Source organism: Roseateles sp. P2_H4 (assembly GCF_056403315.1).
This window is the reverse complement of record NZ_JBFUFR010000026.1, coordinates 82,285-104,953: the sequence shown is the minus strand read 5'-3', so window position 1 is coordinate 104,953 and position 22,669 is coordinate 82,285. Positions and strand designations below refer to the sequence as shown.

The window sequence follows — 22,669 nt, the reverse complement described above, 5'->3', positions numbered from 1 at the left end:
GTGCAACTCTCATCGGGCTCGGAAAGTAAAAACGCCCGGCCTAGCCGGGCGTCGAAGTATCGCGGTTGCGCTTATCGCAGTTCGTTCAACATCGCCTGCGCCTTGTCGCGCAGCGGGCCGGTGGCGCGCTGGACCAGTTCCTGCAGCACCTCGCGAGCGCCTTCGGTGTCACCGATCTGGCGGAACTCGTCGGCCAGCTCGAGCTGGCGCATCAGCGGATCGCCTTCATCGTCACCCAGGGCTTCGAGCGCCTGGCCGACGTGGTCGGGATTCGTCTCGCCCGGCTGGGTGGGCTCACCAAAGTCGAAGTCCAGGTCGGTCGACGCAGTTGCCGGCGTGGCCGGCGTGGCCGACAGGCCACCCATGCTGCTGAGGTCGAAGTTCAGGTCGGGCGCGGGCGGTGCCGTGCGGGTGCCGCGGCTGGAGATGTCGAAATCCATCGTCAGCGGCGCCTGCTCGATCGAGGCCGGCATGGCCTGGGTCGCGGCCATGGCGTTGGGCGAAACCGGCTCGGGCGCGTCGAGATCGAGGTCCAGGGCGAGGTCGAAACCGCTCACGGGGCCGGTATCCGGGCCACCACCACGCATCGCGTCGGTTGCCAGATGAGCCGCCGCGGCCGCATGGGCGCCACTGGGCAGTGCCGTCTGCGGCAGCGTGCTGGCGTTCATGGGCTCGGGACGCAGTTCGGGACCGTCCTCGACATGGGCGGGCGCGCCGCCAGGCTGGTAGAGCGGGTTGTCCGGGTCGATGCCGCGGCCGAGTTCCTGGGCCTTGCCCCAGTCCTCGCCGGCACCCTTGGTCTCGGCATAGAGCTGGACGGCGAGTTGCTCGAAGCCCTTGGTGTCGCGGCGCTTGGCGTAGACCTCCAGCAGCTTCAGGCGGATGGCCAGACGCGTCGGATTGGCGCGCAGGGCTTCCTTGAGGATTTCCTCGGCCTGCAGGTCGCGGCCATAGGCCAGGTAGACGTCGGCCTCGGCGACCGGGTCCACGTCGCCGATGGCGTCGAGCTGGCTGAGCGAATAGCTCATCGACGACTGGCCGCTGTTCTGGGCGTCGCGCGTGTCGACGCGCTGGCCACCGGTACCGCCGAAGAAGGAGTCCGGCTGCAGGCGGCTTTCGTGGAAGCCGGTCTCGGACGCATTGGGCGGACGGCGCGAACGCAGGCGATACAAGCCCAGGCCACCGAGCACCGCGACGAGAACGCCGGCCAGCGGCAGCACGATGGGGCTGTCGAGCAACTGCTCGATGAAGCCGGGCGGTTCGGCAGCGGGCGGCGGCGCCAGCGGGGCGCTGGCACGGGCGGCAGGTCGGGACGCTGCGGCACTCGCCGCAGCCACGACGGCAGGCGCGGAAGCCGCCACCGATGCAGGTTCGGCGGTGGCCACGACCGGCGCCGGCAGCGGCGTCGCTGCCGTGGGCGCCGGTGCGGCGGCGGAGGCCACGGCCGCACCCGGCTTGGCGGCGCTGGAGAGCTTCTTCAGCTCTTCGACGTTGCGGGTCAGCTCGGCGACGCGGGCGGCGGCGTCCTTCTTCTCGGTGTCCTTGGACAGCTTGGCTTCGGCGGCGCTGGCGGCGGCGCCACCGGCCTTGCTGAGCGTGAGCTTGTCGGGCGTCGCGGCGGCCGCGGGCTTGCGGTCTTCGACAGCGGCCTGCACCTGGCCCTTGGATTGGCGTTCGCTCTCGGTGTTCTGCAGCGTCGGCGCGGCGGAAGCGAGGCGCTGGCGATAGGCCGAGAAGTCGGCGCTCTGGGCCAGGATGATGCGGCGCGCCTCGGGCGCGGGCACCGTGGCCAGCGAGTCGCTGGACGGGACCTGCAACACCGTACCCGCCTTCAGCAGGTTCATGTTGCCGTCGATGAAGGCGTCGGGGTTGTTGCGGAACAGGCCGACCAGCATCTGGTCGAGCGAGATGCCGCTGACCTGGGTCTTGGCCGCGATCTTGGACAGTGAGTCGCCCGGACGTACTGCGTACTCGGAGCCCGCCGTGGCGGCTGGCCGGATGGGGGCGGGTGCCGGCGCTGCCGGGCGGGCCGCGGCAACTGACGCAGGGGCGGATGCGGAGCCGTTGCGCGGCAGTGCCGTCGTCACGGCCGGCGCCGGTGCGGGCACGGCCTCGCTCGACGCAGCGGTGGCCGGAGCCGGCGCGGCGGCCACTGCCGGCGGCGCGGTGATGATGGGGGCGGGCTTGGGCAGGCTCGGCGGGTCGAACAGCAGCGTGTATTCGCGCACCAGGCGGCCGCTGGACCACGTCAGCTCGAGGATGACGTCGACAAAGGGCTCCTGCACCGAGCGATCGCTGCTGACACGCAGCACGGTGCGGCCGTTGTTGCGAACGACCTGGACCTGGGCCGAAGTCAGCACCGGGTTGTATTCGACACCGGTGGCGCGGTAGGACTCGGGTGGCGCGACACGCACCTTGAGGGTGGCGGCTTCCTCGGGCGTCAGGCTGCTGACGTCGATCTCGGCGCGCATGGTCTCGCCAAGGGCCGACTGGACGCTCAGCTTGCCCAGGCCCAGGGCCTGCGCACCGCTACCGGCCACGAGCAGCGCTGCAGCAAGGGCGAGATGGTGGCGAGCAAATCCCATGGGTCGAACTCCCTCGAATGCGTCGCGGATGTAATCTTTCAAGGCATTCCCCAAAGCAACAAGGCGGGGCATCGGGCCCCGCCTGTCTCGATCTTCAGCAATCGCTGCACGAACCTGGTCTGCACGCTGGTTTGCACGTCATAGCCTGCGTCGAGTTTCGAATCAAAAACACAACGGCATCAAGCATATACGCGGAAATGCTCACGCGATACCTGATGTGTCGCTTCGTTCCAATATCGACGCTCGGGTGAACCCTAGGTCAAACCGTAAAAGACCGTAAGCAAATCATGCCCTGCGCCATCCGGAACGCAGGGCATGTGGGGCGTCAGCGCTCGAGCAGGATGCGCAGCATGCGGCGCAGCGGCTCGGCAGCGCCCCACAGCAGTTGGTCGCCGATGGTGAAGGCGCCCAGGTACTCGGGACCCATGGCCAGCTTGCGCAGGCGACCGACCGGGATGGTCATGGTGCCGGTGACGGCCACCGGCGTCAGGTCGCGGATGGTGGCTTCGCGCGTGTTCGGCACCACCTTCACCCAGGCGTTGTCGGCGGCGATCATGGCCTCGATGTCGGCCAGGGGCACGTCCTTCTTCAGCTTGAAGGTCAGGGCCTGGCTGTGGCAGCGCATGGCGCCGACGCGCACGCAGAAGCCGTCCACGGGAATGGCGCCCGAGCCGAGGATCTTGTTGGTCTCGGCCATGCCCTTCCACTCTTCCTTGGATTGGCCGTTGCCGAGGTCCTTGTCGATCCAGGGGATCAGCGAGCCGCCCAGCGGTACGCCGAAGTTGGCCACCTCGTCGGGCGACAGGCTGCGCTGCTTCTCAGCCAACAGGCGGTCGATGTCGAGGATGGCGCTCTTGGGGTCGTCCAGCAGCGACTTGACCGAGGCGTTCAGCGTGCCGTACTGCGTCAGCAGTTCGCGCATGTGCTGGGCACCACCGCCGCTGGCGGCCTGGTAGGTCTGGGTGGACATCCACTCGACGAGGCCGGCCTTGTACAGCGCGCCCACGCCCATCAGCATGCAGCTGACGGTGCAGTTGCCGCCGATCCAGTTCTTGCCGCCGTTGCTCAGCGCCTGGTCGATGACCGGGCGATTGACGGGGTCCAGGATGATGACGGCGTCGTCAGCCATGCGCAGCGTGGAGGCCGCGTCGATCCAGTGGCCGTTCCAGCCCGCGGCGCGCAGCTTGGGATAGACCTCGGTCGTGTAGTCGCCGCCCTGGGCGGTGATGACGATGTCGCAGCGCTTGAGCTGTTCGATGTCGAAGGCGTTCTGCAGCGACTTCTCGTTCTTGGCCTGGGCTGGCGCCGCGCCACCGGCGTTGGAGGTCGAGAAGAACAGCGGCTCGATCAGGTCGAAGTCGCGCTCGGCGGTCATGCGCTCCATCAACACGGAGCCAACCATTCCACGCCAGCCGACAAGGCCTACCAAAGTCGTCATCATCATTCCTTTGTCATTCACCAAACCCCATCCACTTTGGGCCCCGGCTCGTTCGCCGGGTTTGGAGGGGCGAGACGAGACGGAGCTTTAGCTCTTGATGGTTTTCGTGGTCGTAATGGCTTTGACGACAGCGTCGCCCATCTCGATGGTCGTGACCTTCGAGGTGCCTTCGGACCAGATGTCGGCAGTGCGCAAGCCCTGGGCCAGCACCGACTGCACGGCCGTCTCGATACGAGCGGCAGCGTCGGCTTGGTTGAGGGAGAACTTGAGCATCATGGCAGCGGACAGGATTGTAGCCAGAGGATTGGCAATCCCCTTGCCCGCGATGTCCGGCGCACTGCCATGACTGGGCTCATACAGGCCCTTGTTGTTGGCGTCGAGCGAGGCGGACGGCAGCATGCCGATGGAGCCGGTCAGCATCGCGGCCTCATCCGACAGGATGTCGCCGAACATATTGCCTGTCACGACGACGTCGAACTTCTTCGGCGCCTTGACGAGTTGCATGGCGGCGTTGTCCACGTACATATGGTCCAGCTCGACGTCGGGGTACTGGGCGTGGACCTCGATGACGATGTCCTTCCAGAACTGCGAGGTCTCCAGCACATTGGCCTTGTCGACGCTGGTCAGGCGCTTGCCGCGCTTGCGGGCGGCCTGGAAGGCGACATGGGCGATGCGCTCGATCTCGGGGCGCGAGTAACGCATCGTGTCGAAGGCTTCATCGGCACCGGGGAAGTGGCCGTCCACGGCCGTGCGGCGGCCGCGCGGCTGGCCGAAATAGATGTCGCCGGTCAGCTCGCGGATGAGCAGGATGTCCAGGCCTGCAACCAGCTCGGGCTTCAGTGACGACGCATGCGTCAGCTGCTCGTAGCAGATGGCGGGGCGGAAGTTGGCGAACAGGCCCAGGGCCTTGCGCAAGCCCAGGATGGCCTGCTCGGGGCGCAGCGAGCGCTCCAGCTTGTCGTACTTCCAGTCGCCCACGGCGCCGAACAGCACGGCGTCGGCTTCCTGGGCCAGCTTCAGCGTGGCCGGGGGCAGCGGGTGGCCGCTGGTCTCGTAGGCCTTGCCGCCGACGTCGGCCCAGTCGAGTTGCAAAGGCAGGTCCAGCGCCTTCAGCACCTTGACGGCCTCGGCCATGATCTCTGGGCCGATACCGTCGCCCGGCAGTACTGCAATCTTCTTCATCTCAAATCACTCGGTTGTTCAGCCAGGGCTTCGCGGCGATGCGGGCAGCCTCATAGGTGCGGATCTTGTCGGTGTGCTGCAGCGTCAGGCCGATCTCGTCGAGACCGCCGATCAGGCATTCCTTGCGGAAGGGCTCGATGTCGAAGGGCAGTTCGGCTCCGTCGGGCTTGACGACGACCTGGCGCGGCAGGTCAACGACGAGCTGATAGCCCGGGAAGGCATAGACCTCATCGAACAGGCGAGCGATGGCGCTCTCTGGCAACACGATGGGCAGCAGGCCGTTCTTGAAGCAGTTGTTGAAGAAGATGTCGGCGAAGCTCGGCGCCAGGATGGCGCGAAAGCCGTACTGCTGCAGCGCCCAGGGCGCGTGCTCGCGGCTGGAACCGCAGCCGAAGTTGCTGCGGGCGACCAGCACGCTGGCACCGGCATAGCGCGGCAGGTTCAGCACGAAGTCGGGGTTGGGCTTGCGGCTGGCCGGGTCCTGGCCGGGCTCGCCGTGGTCCAGGTAGCGCCACTCGTCGAACAGATTGGGGCCGAAGCCGCTGCGCTTGATCGACTTCAGGAACTGCTTGGGGATGATGGCGTCGGTGTCGACGTTGTCGCGGTCCATGGGCGCGACCAGGCCCTTGTGGATGGTGAACTTGTCCATGACTCTCAGCTCAATGTGCGGACGTCGACAAAGTGACCGGTCATCGCGGCCGCGGCAGCCATCGCCGGGCTGACGAGGTGGGTGCGGCCACCCGCGCCCTGGCGGCCTTCGAAGTTGCGGTTGCTGGTGGAGGCGCAGCGCTCGCCCGGCTCCAGCCGATCGGCGTTCATCGCCAGGCACATGGAGCAACCCGGCTCGCGCCATTCAAAGCCGGCGGCCTTGAAGACCTGGTCCAGGCCTTCGGCCTCGGCCTGCGCCTTGACGAGGCCGGAGCCCGGCACGACCAGGGCCAGCTTGATGTTCTTGGCCAGGCGCCCACCCACGCGGCGCACGACGGCCGCGGCCTCGCGCATGTCCTCGATGCGGCTGTTGGTGCAGGAGCCGATGAAGACCTTGTCGACATGGATGTCGCTGATGGCCTTGTTGGGTTCCAGCGCCATATAGGTCAGAGCGCGCTCGATGGCGCCGCGCTTGACGGCGTCCCTTTCCTTGTCGGGGTCGGGCACGCGCTCGTCGATGGCCAGCACCATCTCGGGCGAGGTACCCCAGCTGACTTGCGGTCGGATCTGTGCAGCGTCGAGCTCAACAACCTTGTCGAAATGCGCGCCGGGGTCGGAATGCAGCGTGCGCCAGTAGGCGACGGCCTGATCCCACTCCAAGCCCTGCGGCGAGAAGGGGCGGCCACGCACGTACTGGATGGTCGTCTCGTCCACGCCGATGAGGCCGGCGCGGGCGCCGGCTTCGATGGCCATGTTGCAGACGGTCATGCGACCTTCCATCGACAGCGAGCGGATGGCCGCGCCCGCGAATTCGATGGTGTAGCCATTGCCGCCGGCAGTGCCGATCTTGCCGATGATGGCCAGCACGATGTCCTTGGCACCAACGCCCTTGGGGCATTGGCCTTCGACCTTGACGAGCAGGTTCTTGGCCTTCTTGGCCGACAGCGTCTGCGTGGCCAGCACATGCTCGACCTCGCTGGTGCCGATGCCATGCGCCAGCGCGCCAAACGCGCCGTGCGTGGACGTGTGGCTGTCGCCGCAGACGACCGTCATGCCGGGCAGCGTGGCGCCCTGCTCCGGGCCGATGACATGCACGATGCCCTGGCGCTTGTCATTCATCTTGAACTGCGTGATGCCGACGCGGTCGCAGTTGGCGTCCAGCGTGTCGACCTGCAGGCGCGAGATCGGGTCGGCGATGCCCTGGCTGCGGTCCGTCGTCGGCACGTTGTGGTCGCTGACGGCGAGGTTCGCGCTCAGGCGCCAGACCTTGCGGGCGGCCAGGTCCAGGCCTTCGAAGGCCTGGGGGCTGGTCACCTCATGGACGAGGTGGCGGTCGATATAGAGCAGCGCCGTGCCATCGGGCTCGGTGTGCACGACATGCTCATCCCAGAGCTTGTCGTAAAGCGTTCTAGAGGTGGTCATGTCTGCCCCTCGTCTGGCGAGTACACCAGCCGATCCCCCGGGGGGATACGGGCCGGCTGGGGAGCGGCCCGGCGCTCGGCCCGGCACGCGCCGTGAACGGCGTGAAATGGAATCATTGCTTGTCTCGAGGAATCAAGGTGTCCACGAAGCGTTGCACCACGGTGGGCAAACGCTGCTGGCGCAACACACCCAATACATATTCGCGCTCGGCCCAGGGCTCTTCAAGGCGCAGGCAGCGCACACCGAAGACGCGGGTGAAGCGCTCGGCCGGCTGCTCGGGCAGCACGGCCACGCCGAGGCCCGCCTCGACGAGCTGGGCGATGGCGTCGAAGCCGCGCACCTGCCAGCGCGCATTCAGTGTCTTGCCACGCGCCGCGGCCTGTTCGCGCATCAGCTCCTGGGCGCTGGCGCCGGCATGCAGGCCGATGAGGTCATAGGCCAGCAGGTCGTCGAAGGTGACTTCCTCGCGCGTGCTCAAGGGGTGCTTCAGCGGCACGAGGGCAGCCAGGCGGCCGTGGCCGACCACCCAGGTCTGCAGGCGGTTGTCCACCAGCGGCGGCGTGAAGACGCCGACGTCCGCGCGCCCTTCAGCCACCGCGGCTTGCACCTCGGCGCTGGTCAGGTCTTCCATGCTGATGCGGATCTGCGAGTGCGCCTGCGAGAAGCCCACCAGATGGGGCGGCAACGCCTCGGTGATGGCGCTGCTGTTGGCGGCAATGCGCAGATGGCCCTTGATGCCGCGCGAAAACTCCATGACCTCGGTTTCGAGGGCATAGAGGGAGGCGTGCAGCGAACGGATGTGGCGCACCAGTGCACGGCCCGCTTCGGTGGGCTCGACGCCCCGGGCGCGCCGCTCGAAGAGCTGCACGCCGAGGCGGCTTTCCAGGTCGGACAGGCGCTTGCTGGCAGCCGCCAGCGCCAGGTGTTCCTGGGCGGCGCCGCGGGTGATCGAGCGGGTCTGCTCGATGGCGAGCACGAGATTGAGTGTGGTGAGGTCGTGGCGCATGGTGATCGTCCAACTCGAGCATAGCCTTCGTGAAGAAGGCGATTCTGCGCCAGAAAACGACTTTTATTTCGTCCTTTGCGAAGCTCAGCGTGCCGCCGGCCCGGCCTGTTTCAGCATGCCGCGCAGGGCGTTGCGGCTGTGCGCACCGAAATGGCCCAGCAGTTCGGCGATTTGGCCCTGCAGGGCTTCACGCTGGCCCTGCAGGTCCCGCGCGAGCTCCGGCCCGAGCTGGGCCTCGTTGGCGGCGAAGTCGAAATTGGGGTCAGTGACGAATTTCGCCGGTGCGCCGACGACGACGGCCGCGTCGGTGGCCGGGCCGGCCGCGAAAGCTTCTGCGGCGACGACGTCACGCACATAGCCGAAGTCCCACGCCGGGTAGCGCGCGTCGCGGGCCGCGTCACGCAGGGCCAGCTCCAGCGGCCCGTCGCGGCGCTGGCGCGCGGCCTCGATGATCCAGCGCGTCTGGAACTGCTCGAGCACGAAATGGCGGTTGCCCTGCAGCACGACCAGGCCCTGCCGGTCCGCCGGCGCGCCGACCTGGGCCTTGAAGTTGACCCACATCATGTGGCCCAGCGTCGCGCCCGGCGCCGCGCTGGCGTGATACGGCTGGGTCAGGTCTTCGACATGGTGCAGGGCCAGGCCGGCGAAGCGCCAGCCCCAGTAGGCATGGCCGGTCTGCCAGGCCAGCACGGCCAGGCTCGAATACTGCTGCACGCGCAGCTCGGTGAAGGTGCGCGCAAAGCTGGGCGCCAGCGTGTTGAAGACGGCGCCCTGGTGGAAGAAGCCCATATGGAAGGGCGCCTGCGAGCCGATGGCGACGGCCGGATTGCCGAAGGGCTGCTTGCCGAAGCCATACGACGGGTTTTCCGGGTGGCCGGGGTTGTCGTCGAAGAGATTCAGGTCGTGGCCATAGTCGGGTTCGTCGCAGGCCGAGGCCAGCACGGCGAGCGGCGCGATGGCCTCGCCCGGCTGCAGCGCCACGAAACGCTGCGTGGCGCCGGCGCCGGGCCGGGTGGCTGTGACGAGGCCCGCGTCGACGGGCGTGCGGGCGGCGTCGGCCTCGCGCGGGTCGGGCTGCCAATACAGCGCGAGCCGGGACTGCGGCGACAGCCTCAGCGCGCGCAGAAAGGCCGCGCGGCGCTCCGCGTCACTGCGTTTGGCATTGGCCACAAAGCGCAGACCGTCGGGCCGGGCGGCATGCCCTTTCAGTTGCTCGCGCAGCAGCGCTTCCTGGCCATCGAGCTTGGCGCCGAAGGCCACCTCCTGGTCGCGCAGGAAATCGACGAGGGGTTCGGCCTTCACGGCCGCGGCATTCGCGACCTCGGGCATGCGCTCGAAGGCGCGGTAGCACATGGGGGTGTGATTGCCCCAGGCCTGGGCGAGCGTCGGCAGCAGGGCCAGCAGGAAAAGGAAGGGGCGCATCGGGCGGCTTGTCGGACGAAGGCGCCGATTCTGGCCCCGAGCGCGGGCAAAGCCTTGCGACCGAACTCGCGAAGCGGCTTGTGGCCTCCCCGCCTTCCGGTGTGCCACGGGCCGGTCAGCCCAGCGCGGCACGCGCAAGTTTTGCTGCTGCGCAGGTTACGGGCGGGTACGGTTTCGCAGAAGCGGTGATTCGGGAAGCGCGGCTTCGCCAACGCCAAAGACGCGGCGCCGCGAGGCGCTTCATGAAAGCCCCATGTGTGACGCAGAGGGGCGGCTTCTACGATGGGTCATCTCACCCGGAGAACGCAATGAATCTTGTCCAGCGCATCCAAGACATCCTGCTCAAGCCCAAGGAAACCTGGCCGCAGATCGCCCAGGAGACCGCCACGGTGCAGTCCCTGTACAAGGAATGGCTGCTCATCCTGGCGGCGATACCGGCAGTGGCGGCCTTCATCGGCTTGTCGGTGGTGGGGGTAGGCGCCTTCGGCGTCAGCTACCGCATGCCTTTCCTGAGCGGCCTGGTGCATATGGTGGTGAGCTATGCGCTGTCGCTGGGCATGGTCTATCTGCTGTCGCTGCTGGTGAATGCACTGGCGCCCACGTTCGGCGGCACGCCCGATCCCCTGGCCGCGCTCAAGCTGGTGGCCTATGGCTGCACGGCCGGCTTTGTCGGTGGGGTGTTCCAGCTGCTGCCCTCGCTGGGCGTGCTGGGCCTGCTGTGCGGGCTCTACTCCATCTACCTCATCTATCTCGGGCTGCCGGTGCTGATGCGCAACCCGCCGGAGAAGTCCGCCGGCTACACCGCCGTGATCGTGGTGGTGGGCATCGTGGCGGGGCTGGTGGTGGGTGCGGTGACCACCGCGGTGGTCGGCGTTGGCAGCTGGGGCGGCGGGCATCCCGGTGGCGGCGCGGTGACGATCAAGGGCCCGGACGGCGACGTGACCCTGGACACCAGCAAGATGGAGGCGGCCGCCAAGCGCATGGAGGCCCTGGGCAAACGCATGGAGGAGGCCCAGGCCAAGGGTGACAGCGCCGCTGCCGGCAAGGCGCTCGGCGAGATGATGGGCGCGGTGAGCGGTGCCACCGGGGGCGGCAAGCCGATGCCGGCCGCCGATCTGAAGGCGCTGCTGCCCGAGAATTTCGGCGACTTCAAGCGCACCAGCGTCGAGGCCCAGAGTGGCGGCGCGATGGGCTTCAACTCGTCCTCTGCCAAGGCCCGCTACGGCAATGGCGACAAGTCCTTCGGCCTGGACATCACCGACATGGGCAGCCTCGCCGGCATGGCCGGCCTGGCCGGTTGGGCCAATATGACGCTCGACAAGGAGACCGATGGCCGCATCGAACGCGTGTTCAAGCAGGGCGACCGCACGGTGCGCGAGGAGTATCGAAAGGATGGCTCGCACGCCGAGTTGACGGTGCTGCTGCCCAATGGCGTCATCGTCGAGGCCAAGGGCGACCAGGTCGGCATCGAACAGCTGCGCAGTGCCATCGGCAGCGTCGACCTCAACAAGCTCGCCAGCACGCCGCGCCAGCCCGGCTGAGCGCAGCCACCGCTCAGCCAGCGCCGCGATGACCGCGGCCCGATCGGCACGCCCTCGCCGAGCCCAAGCCTGTGCGACGATGCCGCATCCCCGCCGACCCCCTGCATCCATGCGACGACAGCCGGCCTGGCTCGCGAACCTCCTCACAACCCTGCTGCTTCTCGCGGCCATGCATCCGGCGCAGGCCGACCGCTTCGTCATCGGTGTCGAGGACGTCGATTACGCCCCCATCATGAGCAGCGGCGGCAATGGCGAGTTCCGCGGCTATGTGCGAGAGATGCTCGACCTCTTCGCCCGCCGCCACGGGCACAGCTTCAACTACGTCAGCTTGCCCACCAAGCGGCTGACGGCCGAGCATGTGGCCGACCGCCTGGATGGCGTCTTTCCCGACAACCAGAGCTGGGAGGCCGAAGCCAAGCGCGGTCGCACGCTCTTCTATTCGGAGCCCGCCGTGCCGTTCCAGGACGTGGTCATGGTGCCTGCGGCCAAGCGCGACCAGCCGGTGCACAACCTTGGCATCGTGCGCGGCTACACGCCCAAGCGCTTCCTGCCCCTCGTGCAGGCCGGCAGCCTGACGCTGACCGAAGCCGGCGACCCTTCGCGGCTGATGCGCATGGCCCTGGCCGGCCGCGTCGACGGCGTGCAACTGGCCCTGCCGGTGGCGCTGTACCAGCTCAAGCAGTTGGGGCAGCCCGAGGCTCTCCTGCCCTCTGCGACGCTGCTGCCCACGCCCTACGCCTACCACTACCGGCTCTCAAGCATCCGGCATGCCGGGCTGATCGCCCAGTTCAACCGCTTCCTGCGCGACGAGCAACCCGCGCTGGCCGCCCTGCAGCGCCGCTACGGCCTGGAAGAAAAGCTCAGCCCAGCGCCGCGATGACCTCGGGCGGCGCCTGCACCAGCTCGATCAGCACGCCTTCGCCACCAATGGGGAACTCGTCGTTGCTCTTGGGGTGGATGAAGCAGATGTCGTAGCCGGCGGCGCCCTTGCGGATGCCGCCCGGCGCGAAGCGCACGCCATGGGCGCTCATCCACTCGACCGCCTTGGCCAGATCATCCACCCACAGACCCACGTGGTTCAGCGGCGTGGTGTGCACGGCGGGCTTCTTGTCGGGATCCAGCGGCTGCATCAGGTCCACCTCGACCTTGTGCGGCCCGCTGCCGATGGCGCAGATGTCCTCGTCCACGTTCTCGCGCTCGGAGACGAAGTTGCCGGTCACGCTCAGGCCCAGCACGTCCACCCACAGGCGGCGCAGCGCCTGCTTGTCGGGGCCGCCGATGGCGATCTGCTGGATGCCGAGGATCCTGTAAGGCTTGCTGCTCATCACGCGAACCTCAGGATGGGCTGGTCCACCGCCAGGCTCTCGCCCGGCTTGGCCAGCACCTCCGCCACCGTCACGTCCTGCGATGCGTTGAGGATGTTCTCCATCTTCATCGCCTCGATGACGGCCAGGCGTTCGCCGGCCTGCACGGTCTGGCCCACCTGCGCGGCGAGGTGCACGAGCAGGCCCGGCATCGGCGACAACAGGAACTTGCTCGTGTCCGGCGGCGCCTTGTAGGGCATCAGTGCCTGCAGCTCGGCGGCGCGCGGGCTCAGCACCGTCAGCTCGATGGAGAGGCCGCCGTGCTGGATGCGGTAGGCCAGCGGATTCTTGGCCGCGCCCCGCTCGGCCTGGGCGGTAAAGGGCTCGCCGTTGACGGTGCCGGTGATGCGTACATCGTTCAGCCGCGAGCGCGACACGATCCGGTAGTCCTTGCCGCCCACCTGCACACGCGCCTCGCCGAGAGCACCGCCGAACTCACTGATATGCATCGCATGCTGCTCGCTGCGACCACCGCCGAGGTTCACGACGGCAACATAGTCATGCTCGATCTGCACCTCGTGGCCGCGCAGCTGGCCACTGATGCCGGCCTCGCGCTCGCGCGCCTTGCGGCGGATGAAGCCGGCGAGCGCGACCAGGAAGAGCGGGTCGGCGTGCGGCACGTCCTCGGCCTTGAAGCCGCCGGCGTAATGCTGGGCGATGAAGCCGGTGTTGAAGTTGCCGGTCGCGAAGTCCGGATGAGCCAGCAGGGCCGCCTGGAAGGGGATGTTGCTGGACACGCCGCGGATGACGAAGCCGTTCAGCGCCTCGCGCATCTTGGCGATAGCCTCGGCACGGTCCTTCCCGTGCACGATGAGCTTGGCGATCATCGAGTCGTAGAACATCGGGATCTCGCCGCCCTCGTAGACGCCGGTGTCCACGCGCACGCCGAAGCGCTCCGGCTCGGCCTGCGCCATGCTCGTTTCCGGCGGCTGATAGCGCACCAGGCGGCCGGTGGACGGCAGGAAGTTGCGGAACGGGTCTTCCGCGTTGATGCGGCATTCGATGGCCCAGCCATCGCGCCTGATCTGGTCCTGCGTGAACGACAACGGCTCGCCGGCGGCGACGCGGATCATCTGCTCGACGAGGTCCAGGCCGGTGATGCACTCGGTGACCGGGTGCTCGACCTGCAGCCGGGTATTCATCTCCAGGAAATAGAAGTCCTGGTCCTTGCCGACGACAAACTCCACCGTGCCGGCACTCTGGTATTTCACGGCCTTGGCCAGGGCGACGGCCTGCTCCCCCATGGCCTTGCGAGTCGCCTCGCTGATGAAGGGCGACGGCGCTTCCTCGATGACCTTCTGGTGGCGGCGCTGGATGGAGCACTCGCGCTCGTGCAGATAGACGACGTTGCCTTGCGAGTCGCCAAGCACCTGGATCTCGATGTGGCGCGGCTGCTCGACGAACTTCTCCATGAAGACGCGGTCGTCGCCGAAGCTGTTGCGCGCCTCGTTGCGGCAGGACGTGAAGCCCTCGAAGCATTCCTTGTCGTTGAAGGCCACCCGCAGGCCCTTGCCGCCGCCGCCGGCGCTGGCCTTGATCATGACGGGGTAGCCGATGCGCTTGGCGATCTCTACCGCCTCTTCCGCCGACAGGATGGGTTCGTTGTGGCCGGGAATGGTGCTGACGCTGGCCTCGTTGGCCAGCTTCTTGGAGGCGATCTTGTCGCCCATCGCCGCGATGCTGTAGTGCTTGGGCCCGATGAAGACGATGCCCTCCTCCTCGCAGCGCCGGGCGAAGTCTTCGTTCTCGGACAGGAAGCCATAGCCGGGGTGCAGCGCCTGCGCGCCGGTCTGCTTGCAGGCGGCAATGATCTTGTCGGCGACGAGGTAGCTCTCGCGTGACGGCGCCGGGCCGAGCAGCACGGCCTCGTCGGCCAGCTCGACATGGCGGGCATCCTTGTCGGCTTCCGAATACACGGCGACGGTGGCGATGCCCATCTTCCTTGCCGTGGCAATCACGCGGCAAGCGATCTCGCCACGGTTCGCAATCAGGATCTTCGTGAACATGCAGTACCTCGTTATTTCGTCTTGCCCAGCAGCTTCTTGCGCTGCCCGGTGAAGTGCCACCACGGCTGGGCGGGCCCGCCGTTCATGAAGTCGTGGGCGGCCATGAAGGTGTCCAGCACGCAGGGGTCGTGCAGACGGCCCTGGGCGTCGCGCAGACGGTCATAGGTCTTGAAGGGGTCCATGGCCTTCACATGCGCGGGCGTGGGCAGGCCCAGCTGGACGAGATCGGCGGCCATGGCCTTGCCGATGTTGGGGATGTCGGTGAGTTGGCGCGCTTCGGCGGCGCAGACGGCTTTGCCCATCACGGCGCCTCACCGTCACGCAGCGGGTTCGGCAACTGCAGCCTGTCGCCGCAGTCCCCTTGCTCGCAATTCAACTGCCCAAGCAACTGCAGATGCAGCCAGCCAGGCAGCACGGCATCGGTGTCGGGCAAGCGGCCCAGCACGCGCACGGCGATCACGCGCGCACCCGGCTCCCACTGCGCCAGGCCCTCGCCTTCGATCAAGGCATGGCTGCCGTATCGATCGCGCCCCGTGCCCTGCAGCCGCGCACGCTTCGGGCCGATGACCTCGTCCAGCGCCGCAGACGTCAACACCACCTTGCCCTGGTAGCGGAAGGGGTTCTGCGCCAGCACCGGCAGGCTCACCCACACGGTGGCGTCGGCAGACTTGGCAAAAGCCTTCAGGCGCTGCGCATTGGCCTGCTTCTGAGCGTCGCGCTCTTCACGCGCCTGGCGCTGGCGCTGCTGGTTGGCCACGCTGTTGCTGTACTGGGTGAAATCCTTGCCCGCCTCCAGCGGCAGCGACGCCTCGACGACGATGCCCTTGGGGTTGCCGTATTGATCCATCTCCAGTTCGGCCTGCGGCACCACGCGCACGCGGACGTGAGTGCGCTCGCCGCCGGGCCGGCCGCGCTCGCGCAGGCGGTCGTCGCCGCAGCGGAGCTTGAGCTTGTCCAGCGCCGAACGCAGCATCTGCTTGGCCACTTCGTCCGAGACCAGCGCCGGGCCATCGGCCTGCAGCACAAAGAGCGTGTCGGGCTTGCAGGGGTCGGGATGACGGGTCAGCTCGCTGGTGGCCTCCACGGCCAGCCGCGGGCTCATGCCCTCCAGCTTGGGCAGAGGTCCGAGGTCGAACAGCACGCTGTCACCGCGCAGGGCGCGCGCCTTGAGGCCTTGCGAAGGCTCGGGAAGATAGACACCGGCGCTGAAACGCCCCGCCCATTCCTCGCGGTGCTGAGGCGAGTTCTTCAGCGTCCAGATGGCCTTGCCCTGCCCTTCGGCGAGGCCGTCGCGGCAGGCGCCCTGGTAGCTGAACGCATAGTCACTGCTGGCCAGATAGGCGGGCGCCGCCACGGCGCAGCCGCTGGCCGCGTCGCGGTGCTGAGCGGCCTGGGCATGGGCGGCCAAGCCAGCCGCCAGCGCCAACAACCAGCGCTTCTTCACAGCGGGATGTTCCCGTGCTTGCGCCACGGGTTCTCCAGCTTCTTGTCCTTCAGCATCGACAGGCTGCGGCAGATGCGCTTCCTCGTCTCGTGCGGCTGGATGACGTCGTCGATGAAGCCGCGCGCGCCGGCCACGAAGGGGTTGGCGAAGCGGGCCTTGTATTCGGCCTCACGCTCGGCCAGCTTGGCCGGGTCCTTCTTGTCCTCGCGGAAGATGATTTCCACCGCGCCCTTGGCGCCCATCACGGCGATCTCGGCGTTGGGCCAGGCGAAGTTGACGTCGCCGCGCAGATGCTTGGAGGCCATCACGTCATAGGCGCCGCCATAGGCCTTGCGGGTGATGACGGTGATCTTGGGCACCGTGCATTCGGCATAGGCGTACAGCAGCTTGGCGCCATGCTTGATGATGCCGCCGTACTCCTGCGAGGTGCCGGGCATGAAGCCGGGCACGTCGACGAAGGTGACGACGGGGATGTTGAAGGCATCGCAGAAGCGCACGAAACGTGCGGCCTTGATGCTGCTCTTGATGTCGAGGCAGCCGGCCAGCACCAGCGGCTGGTTGGCGACGATGCCGACCGTCTGGCCTTCCATGCGGCCGAAGCCGGTGACGATGTTCTTGGCGTAGTCGGGCTGCAGCTCGAAGAAGTCGCCGTCATCGACGACCTTGAGGATCAGTTCCTTGATGTCATAGGGCTTGTTGGGGTTCTCGGGCACCAGCGTGTCCAGCGACATGTCCAGCCGGCTGGCGGGGTCGCCGCTGGGGCGGCACGGCGCCTTCTCGCGGTTGGACAGCGGCAGGTAGTTGAAGAAGCGGCGCAGCATCAAGAGCGCCTCGACATCGTTCTCGAACGACAGGTCGGCCACGCCGCTGCGGCTGTTGTGCGTGGTCGCGCCGCCCAGTTCCTCGGCCGTCACTTCCTCGTGCGTCACGGTCTTCACGACTTCGGGGCCGGTGACGAACATGTATGAGCTGTCCTTCACCATGAAGATGAAGTCCGTCATCGCCGGCGAGTAGACGGCGCCGCCGGCACAGGGGCCCATGATCATGCTGATCTGCGGGATGACGCCGGAGGCCATCACGTTCTTCTGGAAGACGTCGGCATAACCCCCCAGCGACGCGACACCTTCCTGGATTCGCGCACCGCCCGAGTCGTTCAGGCCGATGACCGGGGCGCCGACCTTCATGGCCTGGTCCATCACCTTGCAGATCTTCTCCGCATGGGCCTCGGACAGCGCGCCGCCGAAGACGGTGAAGTCCTGGCTGAAGGCGAAGGCGAGGCGGCCGTTGATCATGCCGTAGCCGGTCACGACGCCGTCACCGGGGATCTTGTTGTCCTGCATGCCGAAGTCCACGCAGCGGTGCTCGACGAACATGTCCCATTCCTCGAAGCTGTCTTCATCGAACAGCAGCTCCAGCCGTTCGCGGGCGGTCAGCTTGCCCTTGGCGTGCTGGGCGGCGATGCGCTTCTCGCCACCGCCGAGCCGCGCACGGGCGCGCTTGGCTTCGAGTGCTTGCAGGATGTCTTGCATGTCGGTTCAACCCTCGAACGGGAAATTGATCTCCACGCCGTTGCCGGCGGGATCTTGGAAGAAGAACTGGTGCTGGCCGGTGACGGGCGAGCGGGATTCGTGGAAGGCCACGCCGCACTCGCGCAGGTGCACCGCGGTGGCCACCGGGTCGGTGCCAAAGAAGGCGGTGTGGTCGTAGGTCGTCGGCGCGACAGGGTTCACCGGGCCGCGCAGTGGCTCATCGGCCCTCTGCGTGGACAGGTGGACTACCGGGTGGCCGCCCGCATAAAGCCAATAGCCCGGGCTGCCGAAATCGGGCCGCGGGCCTTGCTCCAGACCGAGCACGTCGCGATAGAAATCGCGCAGCGTGGCCAGCAGCTCGGCCGGTGCGCGCAGGTTGATGTGATGCAGGCCGGTGATCATGACGAAGTGTTCCTGAAGGCGGCCAGCAACTGGCGCGCGGCGGTGGAGGCCGGTGTGCGGCCTTCGCGCACGGCCGCGGTGGCGGCGTCGAGTTGAGCTTGTACGCCGGGATGCGTGACGAAGGCCAGCTTCAACCCCGACTGGATGCGCGCCCACATCCACGCCAGCGACTGCTCGCGGCGCTTGGCCGCCCAGGCGCCGCTGGCTTCACTCGCCGTGCGCAGTGCCGTCAGCGCCTCCCACACCGGCGCGATGCCGTCGGCCTTCAGCGCGCTGACCTTCATGACGCGATGGTTGGCGTGAGCATGCGTGGGCAGCAGCCGCAGCGCGGACGTGATCTGGGCCTGCGCGCGCGTCGCCGCCACGTCGTCCAGGTCGGCCTTGTTGATGACGACGAGGTCGGCCAGCTCCATGACGCCCTTCTTGATCGCCTGCAGGTCGTCGCCCGCGTTGGGCAGTTGCAGCAGCAGATAGAGGTCGGTCATGCAAGCCACGGCCGTCTCGCTCTGGCCGACGCCGACGGTCTCGACGATGACGACGTCATAGCCCGCCGCCTCGCACAGCAGCATGGCCTCGCGCGTCTTCTCGGCCACGCCGCCCAGGGTGCCACTGCTCGGGCTGGGGCGGATGAAGGCGCGCTGGTCCATGGAGAGCCTTTCCATGCGCGTCTTGTCGCCCAGGATGGCGCCGCCGGACAAGGTGCTGGACGGGTCCACCGTCAGCACCGCCACGCGGTGGCCGCGCTCCAGCAGGAACATGCCGAAGGCCTCGATGAAGGTGCTCTTGCCGACGCCCGGCACGCCGGAGATGCCCAGGCGCAGCGCACTGCCGGTGGCGGGCATCAGCTGAGTCAGCAGCGCATCGGCCTGCTCGCGGTGGTCGGCCCGGGTGGACTCGATCAGCGTGATGGCCTTGGCCAGCGCACGGCGGTCGCCGGCTTGCAAGGGTGCCGCGAGGCTCACGCAGCCTCCCAGCGGTATTCGATGTCGAAGTCCTGCTCCTCGACGACCTGGAAGCCGTGGCGACGGTAGAAATCGTTGGCGCGGCTCTCGCGCAGCGCGGCCAGCGTGATCGGCAGGCCTTGCGACTTGATCTGGTCGAGCACCCAGGCGCCCACGCCCTGCCCTTGCGCGGCGGGCCGCAGATAGAGGTGATGCAGCCGCAGTTCGCCCTCGCGCGGCTCGACGGTGAAATAGCCGACGCGCTCTCCGTCCACCACAAGGTGCTGCATCCACTCCGGCCGGAACTGGCTCTTCAGCCGCGCCCGCGCCACCTCGGGGTTGAAGCGGCCGAGCCGCTCCAGGCTCTCGCGCAGCGCTTCCATGCGGATGCTGAGCATGGCCTCGAAGTCGGCGTCGGCGACAGGCGCCAGCGTCGGTGTCATCAGGCGGTCACCTGCGCGCGGATCTGCTCCAGCACGTCCTTGGCGCTGGCCGGGATGGGCGTGCCCGGACCGTAGATGCCCTTCACGCCCGCCGCGTACAGCATGTCGTAGTCCTGGGCCGGAATCACGCCGCCCACGAACACGATGATGTCGTCCGCGCCCTGCTTCTTCAGCTCGGCAATGATGGCCGGCACCAGCGTCTTGTGGCCGGCCGCCAGCGTCGAGATGCCCACCGCATGCACGTCGTTCTCGATGGCCTGGCGGGCGCATTCCTCGGGGGTCTGGAACAGCGGGCCGATGTCGACGTCGAAGCCCAGGTCCGCAAAGGCGGTCGCGACGACCTTGGCGCCGCGGTCGTGGCCGTCCTGGCCCAGCTTGGCGATCATCACGCGCGGACGCCGGCCTTGATCGTCACCAAAGGCGGCGATCTCCGCCTGCAGCTTGGCCCAGCCTTCGGCCGAGTCGTATGCGGCCGCGTAGACACCGCTGACCTTGTGCGTGTCGGCGCGGTGGCGGCCGAAGACGGCTTCCAGCGCGTCGGAGACTTCGCCCACCGTCGCACGCAGGCGCACGGCCTTGATGGACAGGTCCAGCAGATTGCCTTCACCCGTCTCGGCGGCCTGGGTCAGCGCGGCCAGTGCGGCCTGCACGGCGGCGGTGTCGCGCGTGGCCTTGATGCGGTTCAGGCGCTCGATCTGGCCGTCGCGCACCTTGACGTTGTCCACGTCCAGGATGTCGATGGGGTCTTCCTTGGCCAGCTTGTACTTGTTGACGCCGACGATGACGTCCTGGCCGGAGTCGATGCGCGCCTGCTTCTCGGCCGCACTCGCCTCGATCTTCAGCTTGGCCCAGCCCGAGTCCACCGACTTGATCATGCCGCCCTGGGCATTCACTTCCTCGATGATCTCCCAGGCCTTGTCGGCCATGTCCTGGGTGAGCTTCTCCATCATGTAGCTGCCGGCCCAGGGATCGACGACGCTGGTGATGTGGGTCTCTTCCTGGATGATGAGCTGGGTGTTGCGCGCGATGCGGCTGCTGAACTCGGTGGGCAGGGCGATGGCCTCATCCAGCGAGTTGGTGTGCAGGCTTTGCGTGCCGCCGAAGACGGCGGCCATGGCTTCGATGGTGGTGCGCACCACGTTGTTGTACGGGTCCTGGGCGGTCAGGCTCCATCCCGAGGTCTGGCAGTGGGTGCGCAGCATCAGGCTCTTCGGGCTGGTCGCGCCGAAGCCTTTCATGATGCGGGTCCACAGCAGCCGCGCCGCCCGCATCTTGGCGATCTCGAGATAGAAGTTCATCCCGATGGCCCAGAAGAAGGACAGGCGCGGGGCGAAGTCGTCCACGCTCAGGCCCTTGGCCATGGCCGTCTTCACATACTCCTGGCCGTCGGCCAGCGTGAAGGCCAGCTCCAGCGCCTGGTTGGCGCCCGCCTCCTGCATGTGATAGCCGGAGATGGAGATGGAGTTGAACTTGGGCATCTCCCGCGCCGTGTATTCGATGATGTCGCCGACGATGCGGATCGACGGCTCGGGCGGGTAGATATAGGTGTTGCGGACCATGAACTCCTTGAGGATGTCGTTCTGGATGGTCCCGGCCAGCTTGTCCTGCGACACGCCCTGCTCTTCCGCCGCCACCACATAGCCGGCCAGCACCGGCAGCACGGCGCCGTTCATGGTCATGGAGACCGATACCTTGTCCAGCGGGATGCCGTCGAACAGGATCTTCATGTCCTCCACCGAGTCGATGGCCACGCCGGCCTTGCCGACGTCGCCCGTCACGCGCGGGTGGTCGCTGTCGTAGCCGCGGTGGGTGGCGAGGTCGAAGGCCACCGACACGCCCTGGCCGCCGGCGGCGAGCGCTTTTCTATAGAAGGCGTTGCTCTCCTCTGCGGTGGAGAAGCCGGCGTACTGGCGGATGGTCCAGGGCCGGGCGGCGTACATGGTCGCCTGCGGGCCGCGCAGGAAGGGCTCGAAGCCGGGCAGTGTGTCGGCGTACGGCAGGTCCGCCACGTCGGCAGCGGTGTAGAGCGGCTTGACCGTCAGCCCCTCGGGCGTGACCCAGTTCAGCGCAGCCACGTCCCCACCGGGGGCCGACTTGGCCGCAGCTTTGGCCCACTGATCCAGCGTGGCAGTCTTGAACTCTGGGGCGTCCCCCCTGCTGCTGTGATCCTGGCTGGCGTCCGACATCGAAACTCTCCTGTAACTGGGCCAGCATCTTAGCCGACCGATTATTCATAATTATGAATTCAGAATCGTTACACTCGGCCGCTATGCCCGGTTCGCTCGACCACGCCCCCCTCGCCGCCTCCGCTCTGTATGAGCAGGTGGCCGACCGGCTCCGCCAGCAGATCCTGGCGCGGGAGTTGGAGCCTGGGTCCTGGATTGATGAACTCAAGCTCTGCGCCGAACTGGGCATCAGCCGAACGCCCATGCGCGAGGCGCTGAAGGTGCTGGCCTCCGAGGGCCTGGTGACGATGAAGCTGCGCCGCGGTGCCTATGTGACGGAGATGAGCGAGCGGGACGTCCGGGAAGCCTATCAACTGCTGTCCCTTCTAGAAAGTGACGCCGCCGCCGAAATCGCCACCCGGGCGACCGACGTCGAATTGAACGAGCTGGGCGAACTGCATCGGGCCCTGGAAGAGGCTTTGCCCGACCGGGACGCCTTCTTCGCCGCCAATGAACGCTTCCACCTGCGCGTGCTGGAGATCGACGGCAACCGCTGGCGGCTGCAGATCGTGGGCGACCTGCGCCGGCTGATGAAGCTCAACCGCCACCATTCGCTGTTCCGGGAGGGACGGCTGGCGGAGTCTTTGGACGAGCACCGCGCCATCGTGAAGGCGCTGCTGTCGCGGGATGCGACGGCCTGCCGGGCCCTGGTCAAAGCCCATTTTTGTAACGGCCTGAGCGCGACGCAGACAGCCTAGCGAAAGCAAATGGGGCGGCCGTGAACTGCCACCGAAAGCCCGCCCTTATCGGCTCGTGAATTCGCTAAGTGCTTACTAGCATAGCGATTACTGGGAAAACCACCCCCGGTCTGAGTGTTCGGACCGGGAGCGGCAGGCCAGATTTCGAGCCCCAAGGGCCGATTTGAGACTTTGTTCCTCAAGTCAAGCCCAAGGGTCCCGATAACCGATCGAAGCACTTGAAATCTAGGGATACGAGTCCGCCATGAGAACGGCGGGTTTTCCCGGATTCAGCCCGCTGCAGGGCCGGACAGGGATGGTCTGGCAGGCCCTGCAGACAACGAGATAGCGCCCCGCGTCGAGGCCCCCATTCGACGCAGGCCGTCGCCTTTCA

19 protein-coding genes are annotated in these 22,669 nt (G+C 67.4%); 3 read left to right on the top strand and 16 right to left on the bottom strand.

Features of this window, described 5'->3' with window-relative positions:
* Positions 1 to 71: 71 nt before the first annotated feature.
* The 7 genes from AC1DW3_RS19640 to AC1DW3_RS19610 all read right to left on the bottom strand — a co-directional run bounded on the left by AC1DW3_RS19640 (position 72) and on the right by AC1DW3_RS19610 (position 9,703).
* A complete protein-coding gene (locus AC1DW3_RS19640; protein WP_477934011.1) occupies positions 72 to 2,585 on the bottom strand; it encodes a FimV/HubP family polar landmark protein in 2,514 nt (837 codons plus the stop codon).
* A gap of 325 nt (positions 2,586 to 2,910) precedes the next feature.
* Positions 2,911 to 4,023 carry an aspartate-semialdehyde dehydrogenase gene (gene asd / locus AC1DW3_RS19635; protein ID WP_477934009.1) on the bottom strand — a complete coding sequence of 371 codons (1,113 nt, stop codon included), beginning with the start codon at positions 4,021 to 4,023 and terminating at the stop codon, positions 2,911 to 2,913.
* Between the two features lie 87 nt (positions 4,024 to 4,110).
* Positions 4,111 to 5,205 carry a 3-isopropylmalate dehydrogenase gene (gene leuB, locus AC1DW3_RS19630; protein ID WP_477934007.1) on the bottom strand — a complete coding sequence of 365 codons (1,095 nt, stop codon included), beginning with the start codon at positions 5,203 to 5,205 and terminating at the stop codon, positions 4,111 to 4,113.
* Between the two features lies 1 nt (position 5,206).
* Entirely contained in the window at positions 5,207 to 5,854 is a 648-nt protein-coding gene (gene leuD / locus AC1DW3_RS19625; RefSeq protein WP_477934005.1) for a 3-isopropylmalate dehydratase small subunit, read from the bottom strand.
* A gap of 5 nt (positions 5,855 to 5,859) precedes the next feature.
* Positions 5,860 to 7,275 carry a 3-isopropylmalate dehydratase large subunit gene (gene leuC / locus AC1DW3_RS19620; RefSeq protein ID WP_477934004.1) on the bottom strand — a complete coding sequence of 472 codons (1,416 nt, stop codon included), beginning with the start codon at positions 7,273 to 7,275 and terminating at the stop codon, positions 5,860 to 5,862.
* Positions 7,276 to 7,387: 112 nt separating this feature from the next.
* Positions 7,388 to 8,281 (bottom strand): LysR family transcriptional regulator, encoded by an 894-nt coding sequence (locus tag AC1DW3_RS19615; RefSeq protein ID WP_477934002.1) that lies wholly within the window; start codon positions 8,279 to 8,281, stop codon positions 7,388 to 7,390.
* A gap of 84 nt (positions 8,282 to 8,365) precedes the next feature.
* On the bottom strand, positions 8,366 to 9,703 hold the full coding sequence (locus AC1DW3_RS19610) for a hypothetical protein (protein ID WP_477934000.1): 1,338 nt from the start codon (positions 9,701 to 9,703) through the stop codon (positions 8,366 to 8,368).
* Positions 9,704 to 10,011: 308 nt separating this feature from the next.
* Here AC1DW3_RS19610 and AC1DW3_RS19605 point away from each other — a divergent pair, with 308 nt between their 5' ends.
* Both AC1DW3_RS19605 and AC1DW3_RS19600 read left to right on the top strand, forming a co-directional pair.
* On the top strand, positions 10,012 to 11,244 hold the full coding sequence (locus tag AC1DW3_RS19605) for a Yip1 family protein (RefSeq protein WP_477933998.1): 1,233 nt from the start codon (positions 10,012 to 10,014) through the stop codon (positions 11,242 to 11,244).
* 109 nt (positions 11,245 to 11,353) lie between these two features.
* Positions 11,354 to 12,124, top strand: a complete 771-nt coding sequence (locus AC1DW3_RS19600) for a substrate-binding periplasmic protein (RefSeq protein ID WP_477933996.1) — start codon at positions 11,354 to 11,356, stop codon at positions 12,122 to 12,124.
* Here the strand turns inward: AC1DW3_RS19600 and AC1DW3_RS19595 are convergent.
* From AC1DW3_RS19595 to scpA, 9 genes are read right to left on the bottom strand one after another with little or no spacing between them, the layout of a single operon-like run.
* Complete coding sequence (locus tag AC1DW3_RS19595; protein ID WP_477933994.1) at positions 12,105 to 12,569, bottom strand: VOC family protein; 465 nt, start codon at positions 12,567 to 12,569, stop codon at positions 12,105 to 12,107. The genes AC1DW3_RS19600 and AC1DW3_RS19595 overlap by 20 nt on opposite strands.
* Positions 12,569 to 14,614 (bottom strand): acetyl-CoA carboxylase biotin carboxylase subunit, encoded by a 2,046-nt coding sequence (accC, locus tag AC1DW3_RS19590; protein WP_477933992.1) that lies wholly within the window; start codon positions 14,612 to 14,614, stop codon positions 12,569 to 12,571. The genes AC1DW3_RS19595 and accC overlap by 1 nt, the downstream gene beginning before the upstream one ends.
* Before the next feature lie 11 nt (positions 14,615 to 14,625).
* A complete protein-coding gene (locus AC1DW3_RS19585; protein WP_477933990.1) occupies positions 14,626 to 14,916 on the bottom strand; it encodes a helix-hairpin-helix domain-containing protein in 291 nt (96 codons plus the stop codon).
* The gene (locus tag AC1DW3_RS19580) at positions 14,916 to 16,058 is read right to left on the bottom strand and encodes a hypothetical protein (RefSeq protein ID WP_477933988.1); all 1,143 of its coding nucleotides are present in this window, start codon (positions 16,056 to 16,058) and stop codon (positions 14,916 to 14,918) included. Before AC1DW3_RS19580 ends, AC1DW3_RS19585 begins: the two co-directional genes overlap by 1 nt.
* Positions 16,055 to 17,587 carry an acyl-CoA carboxylase subunit beta gene (locus AC1DW3_RS19575; protein ID WP_477933986.1) on the bottom strand — a complete coding sequence of 511 codons (1,533 nt, stop codon included), beginning with the start codon at positions 17,585 to 17,587 and terminating at the stop codon, positions 16,055 to 16,057. The genes AC1DW3_RS19580 and AC1DW3_RS19575 overlap by 4 nt, the downstream gene beginning before the upstream one ends.
* 6 nt (positions 17,588 to 17,593) lie before the next feature.
* Positions 17,594 to 17,989, bottom strand: a complete 396-nt coding sequence (locus AC1DW3_RS19570; RefSeq protein ID WP_477933984.1) for a VOC family protein — start codon at positions 17,987 to 17,989, stop codon at positions 17,594 to 17,596.
* Positions 17,986 to 18,951: a methylmalonyl Co-A mutase-associated GTPase MeaB gene (meaB, locus tag AC1DW3_RS19565; protein WP_477933982.1), complete on the bottom strand. Its 966-nt coding sequence runs from the start codon at positions 18,949 to 18,951 to the stop codon at positions 17,986 to 17,988. Before meaB ends, AC1DW3_RS19570 begins: the two co-directional genes overlap by 4 nt.
* The gene (locus AC1DW3_RS19560) at positions 18,948 to 19,373 is read right to left on the bottom strand and encodes a GNAT family N-acetyltransferase (protein ID WP_477933980.1); all 426 of its coding nucleotides are present in this window, start codon (positions 19,371 to 19,373) and stop codon (positions 18,948 to 18,950) included. Before AC1DW3_RS19560 ends, meaB begins: the two co-directional genes overlap by 4 nt.
* The gene (scpA, locus tag AC1DW3_RS19555) at positions 19,373 to 21,559 is read right to left on the bottom strand and encodes a methylmalonyl-CoA mutase (RefSeq protein WP_477933978.1); all 2,187 of its coding nucleotides are present in this window, start codon (positions 21,557 to 21,559) and stop codon (positions 19,373 to 19,375) included. The genes AC1DW3_RS19560 and scpA overlap by 1 nt, the downstream gene beginning before the upstream one ends.
* An 83-nt stretch (positions 21,560 to 21,642) precedes the next feature.
* On the opposite strand from scpA, the gene AC1DW3_RS19550 reads away from it, so the two are divergent.
* On the top strand, positions 21,643 to 22,296 hold the full coding sequence (locus AC1DW3_RS19550; RefSeq protein ID WP_477933976.1) for a GntR family transcriptional regulator: 654 nt from the start codon (positions 21,643 to 21,645) through the stop codon (positions 22,294 to 22,296).
* Positions 22,297 to 22,669: the final 373 nt, after the last annotated feature.

Bases quoted from the DNA above. Each gene is read 5' to 3' on its own strand.
- AC1DW3_RS19560 (WP_477933980.1), bottom strand. From the start codon at position 19,373: ATGACACCGACGCTGGCGCCTGTCGCCGACGCCGACTTCGAGGCCATG.
- leuC (WP_477934004.1), bottom strand. From the start codon at position 7,275: ATGACCACCTCTAGAACGCTTTACGACAAGCTCTGGGATGAGCATGTC.
- AC1DW3_RS19610 (WP_477934000.1), bottom strand. From the start codon at position 9,703: ATGCGCCCCTTCCTTTTCCTGCTGGCCCTGCTGCCGACGCTCGCCCAG.
- AC1DW3_RS19595 (WP_477933994.1), bottom strand. From the start codon at position 12,569: ATGAGCAGCAAGCCTTACAGGATCCTCGGCATCCAGCAGATCGCCATC.
- AC1DW3_RS19615 (WP_477934002.1), bottom strand. From the start codon at position 8,281: ATGCGCCACGACCTCACCACACTCAATCTCGTGCTCGCCATCGAGCAG.
- AC1DW3_RS19600 (WP_477933996.1), top strand. From the start codon at position 11,354: ATGCGACGACAGCCGGCCTGGCTCGCGAACCTCCTCACAACCCTGCTG.
- scpA (WP_477933978.1), bottom strand. From the start codon at position 21,559: ATGTCGGACGCCAGCCAGGATCACAGCAGCAGGGGGGACGCCCCAGAG.
- AC1DW3_RS19640 (WP_477934011.1), bottom strand. From the start codon at position 2,585: ATGGGATTTGCTCGCCACCATCTCGCCCTTGCTGCAGCGCTGCTCGTG.
- AC1DW3_RS19585 (WP_477933990.1), bottom strand. From the start codon at position 14,916: ATGGGCAAAGCCGTCTGCGCCGCCGAAGCGCGCCAACTCACCGACATC.
- AC1DW3_RS19575 (WP_477933986.1), bottom strand. From the start codon at position 17,587: ATGCAAGACATCCTGCAAGCACTCGAAGCCAAGCGCGCCCGTGCGCGG.
- AC1DW3_RS19550 (WP_477933976.1), top strand. From the start codon at position 21,643: ATGCCCGGTTCGCTCGACCACGCCCCCCTCGCCGCCTCCGCTCTGTAT.
- AC1DW3_RS19570 (WP_477933984.1), bottom strand. From the start codon at position 17,989: ATGATCACCGGCCTGCATCACATCAACCTGCGCGCACCGGCCGAGCTG.
- leuB (WP_477934007.1), bottom strand. From the start codon at position 5,205: ATGAAGAAGATTGCAGTACTGCCGGGCGACGGTATCGGCCCAGAGATC.
- accC (WP_477933992.1), bottom strand. From the start codon at position 14,614: ATGTTCACGAAGATCCTGATTGCGAACCGTGGCGAGATCGCTTGCCGC.
- AC1DW3_RS19605 (WP_477933998.1), top strand. From the start codon at position 10,012: ATGAATCTTGTCCAGCGCATCCAAGACATCCTGCTCAAGCCCAAGGAA.
- leuD (WP_477934005.1), bottom strand. From the start codon at position 5,854: ATGGACAAGTTCACCATCCACAAGGGCCTGGTCGCGCCCATGGACCGC.
- asd (WP_477934009.1), bottom strand. From the start codon at position 4,023: ATGACGACTTTGGTAGGCCTTGTCGGCTGGCGTGGAATGGTTGGCTCC.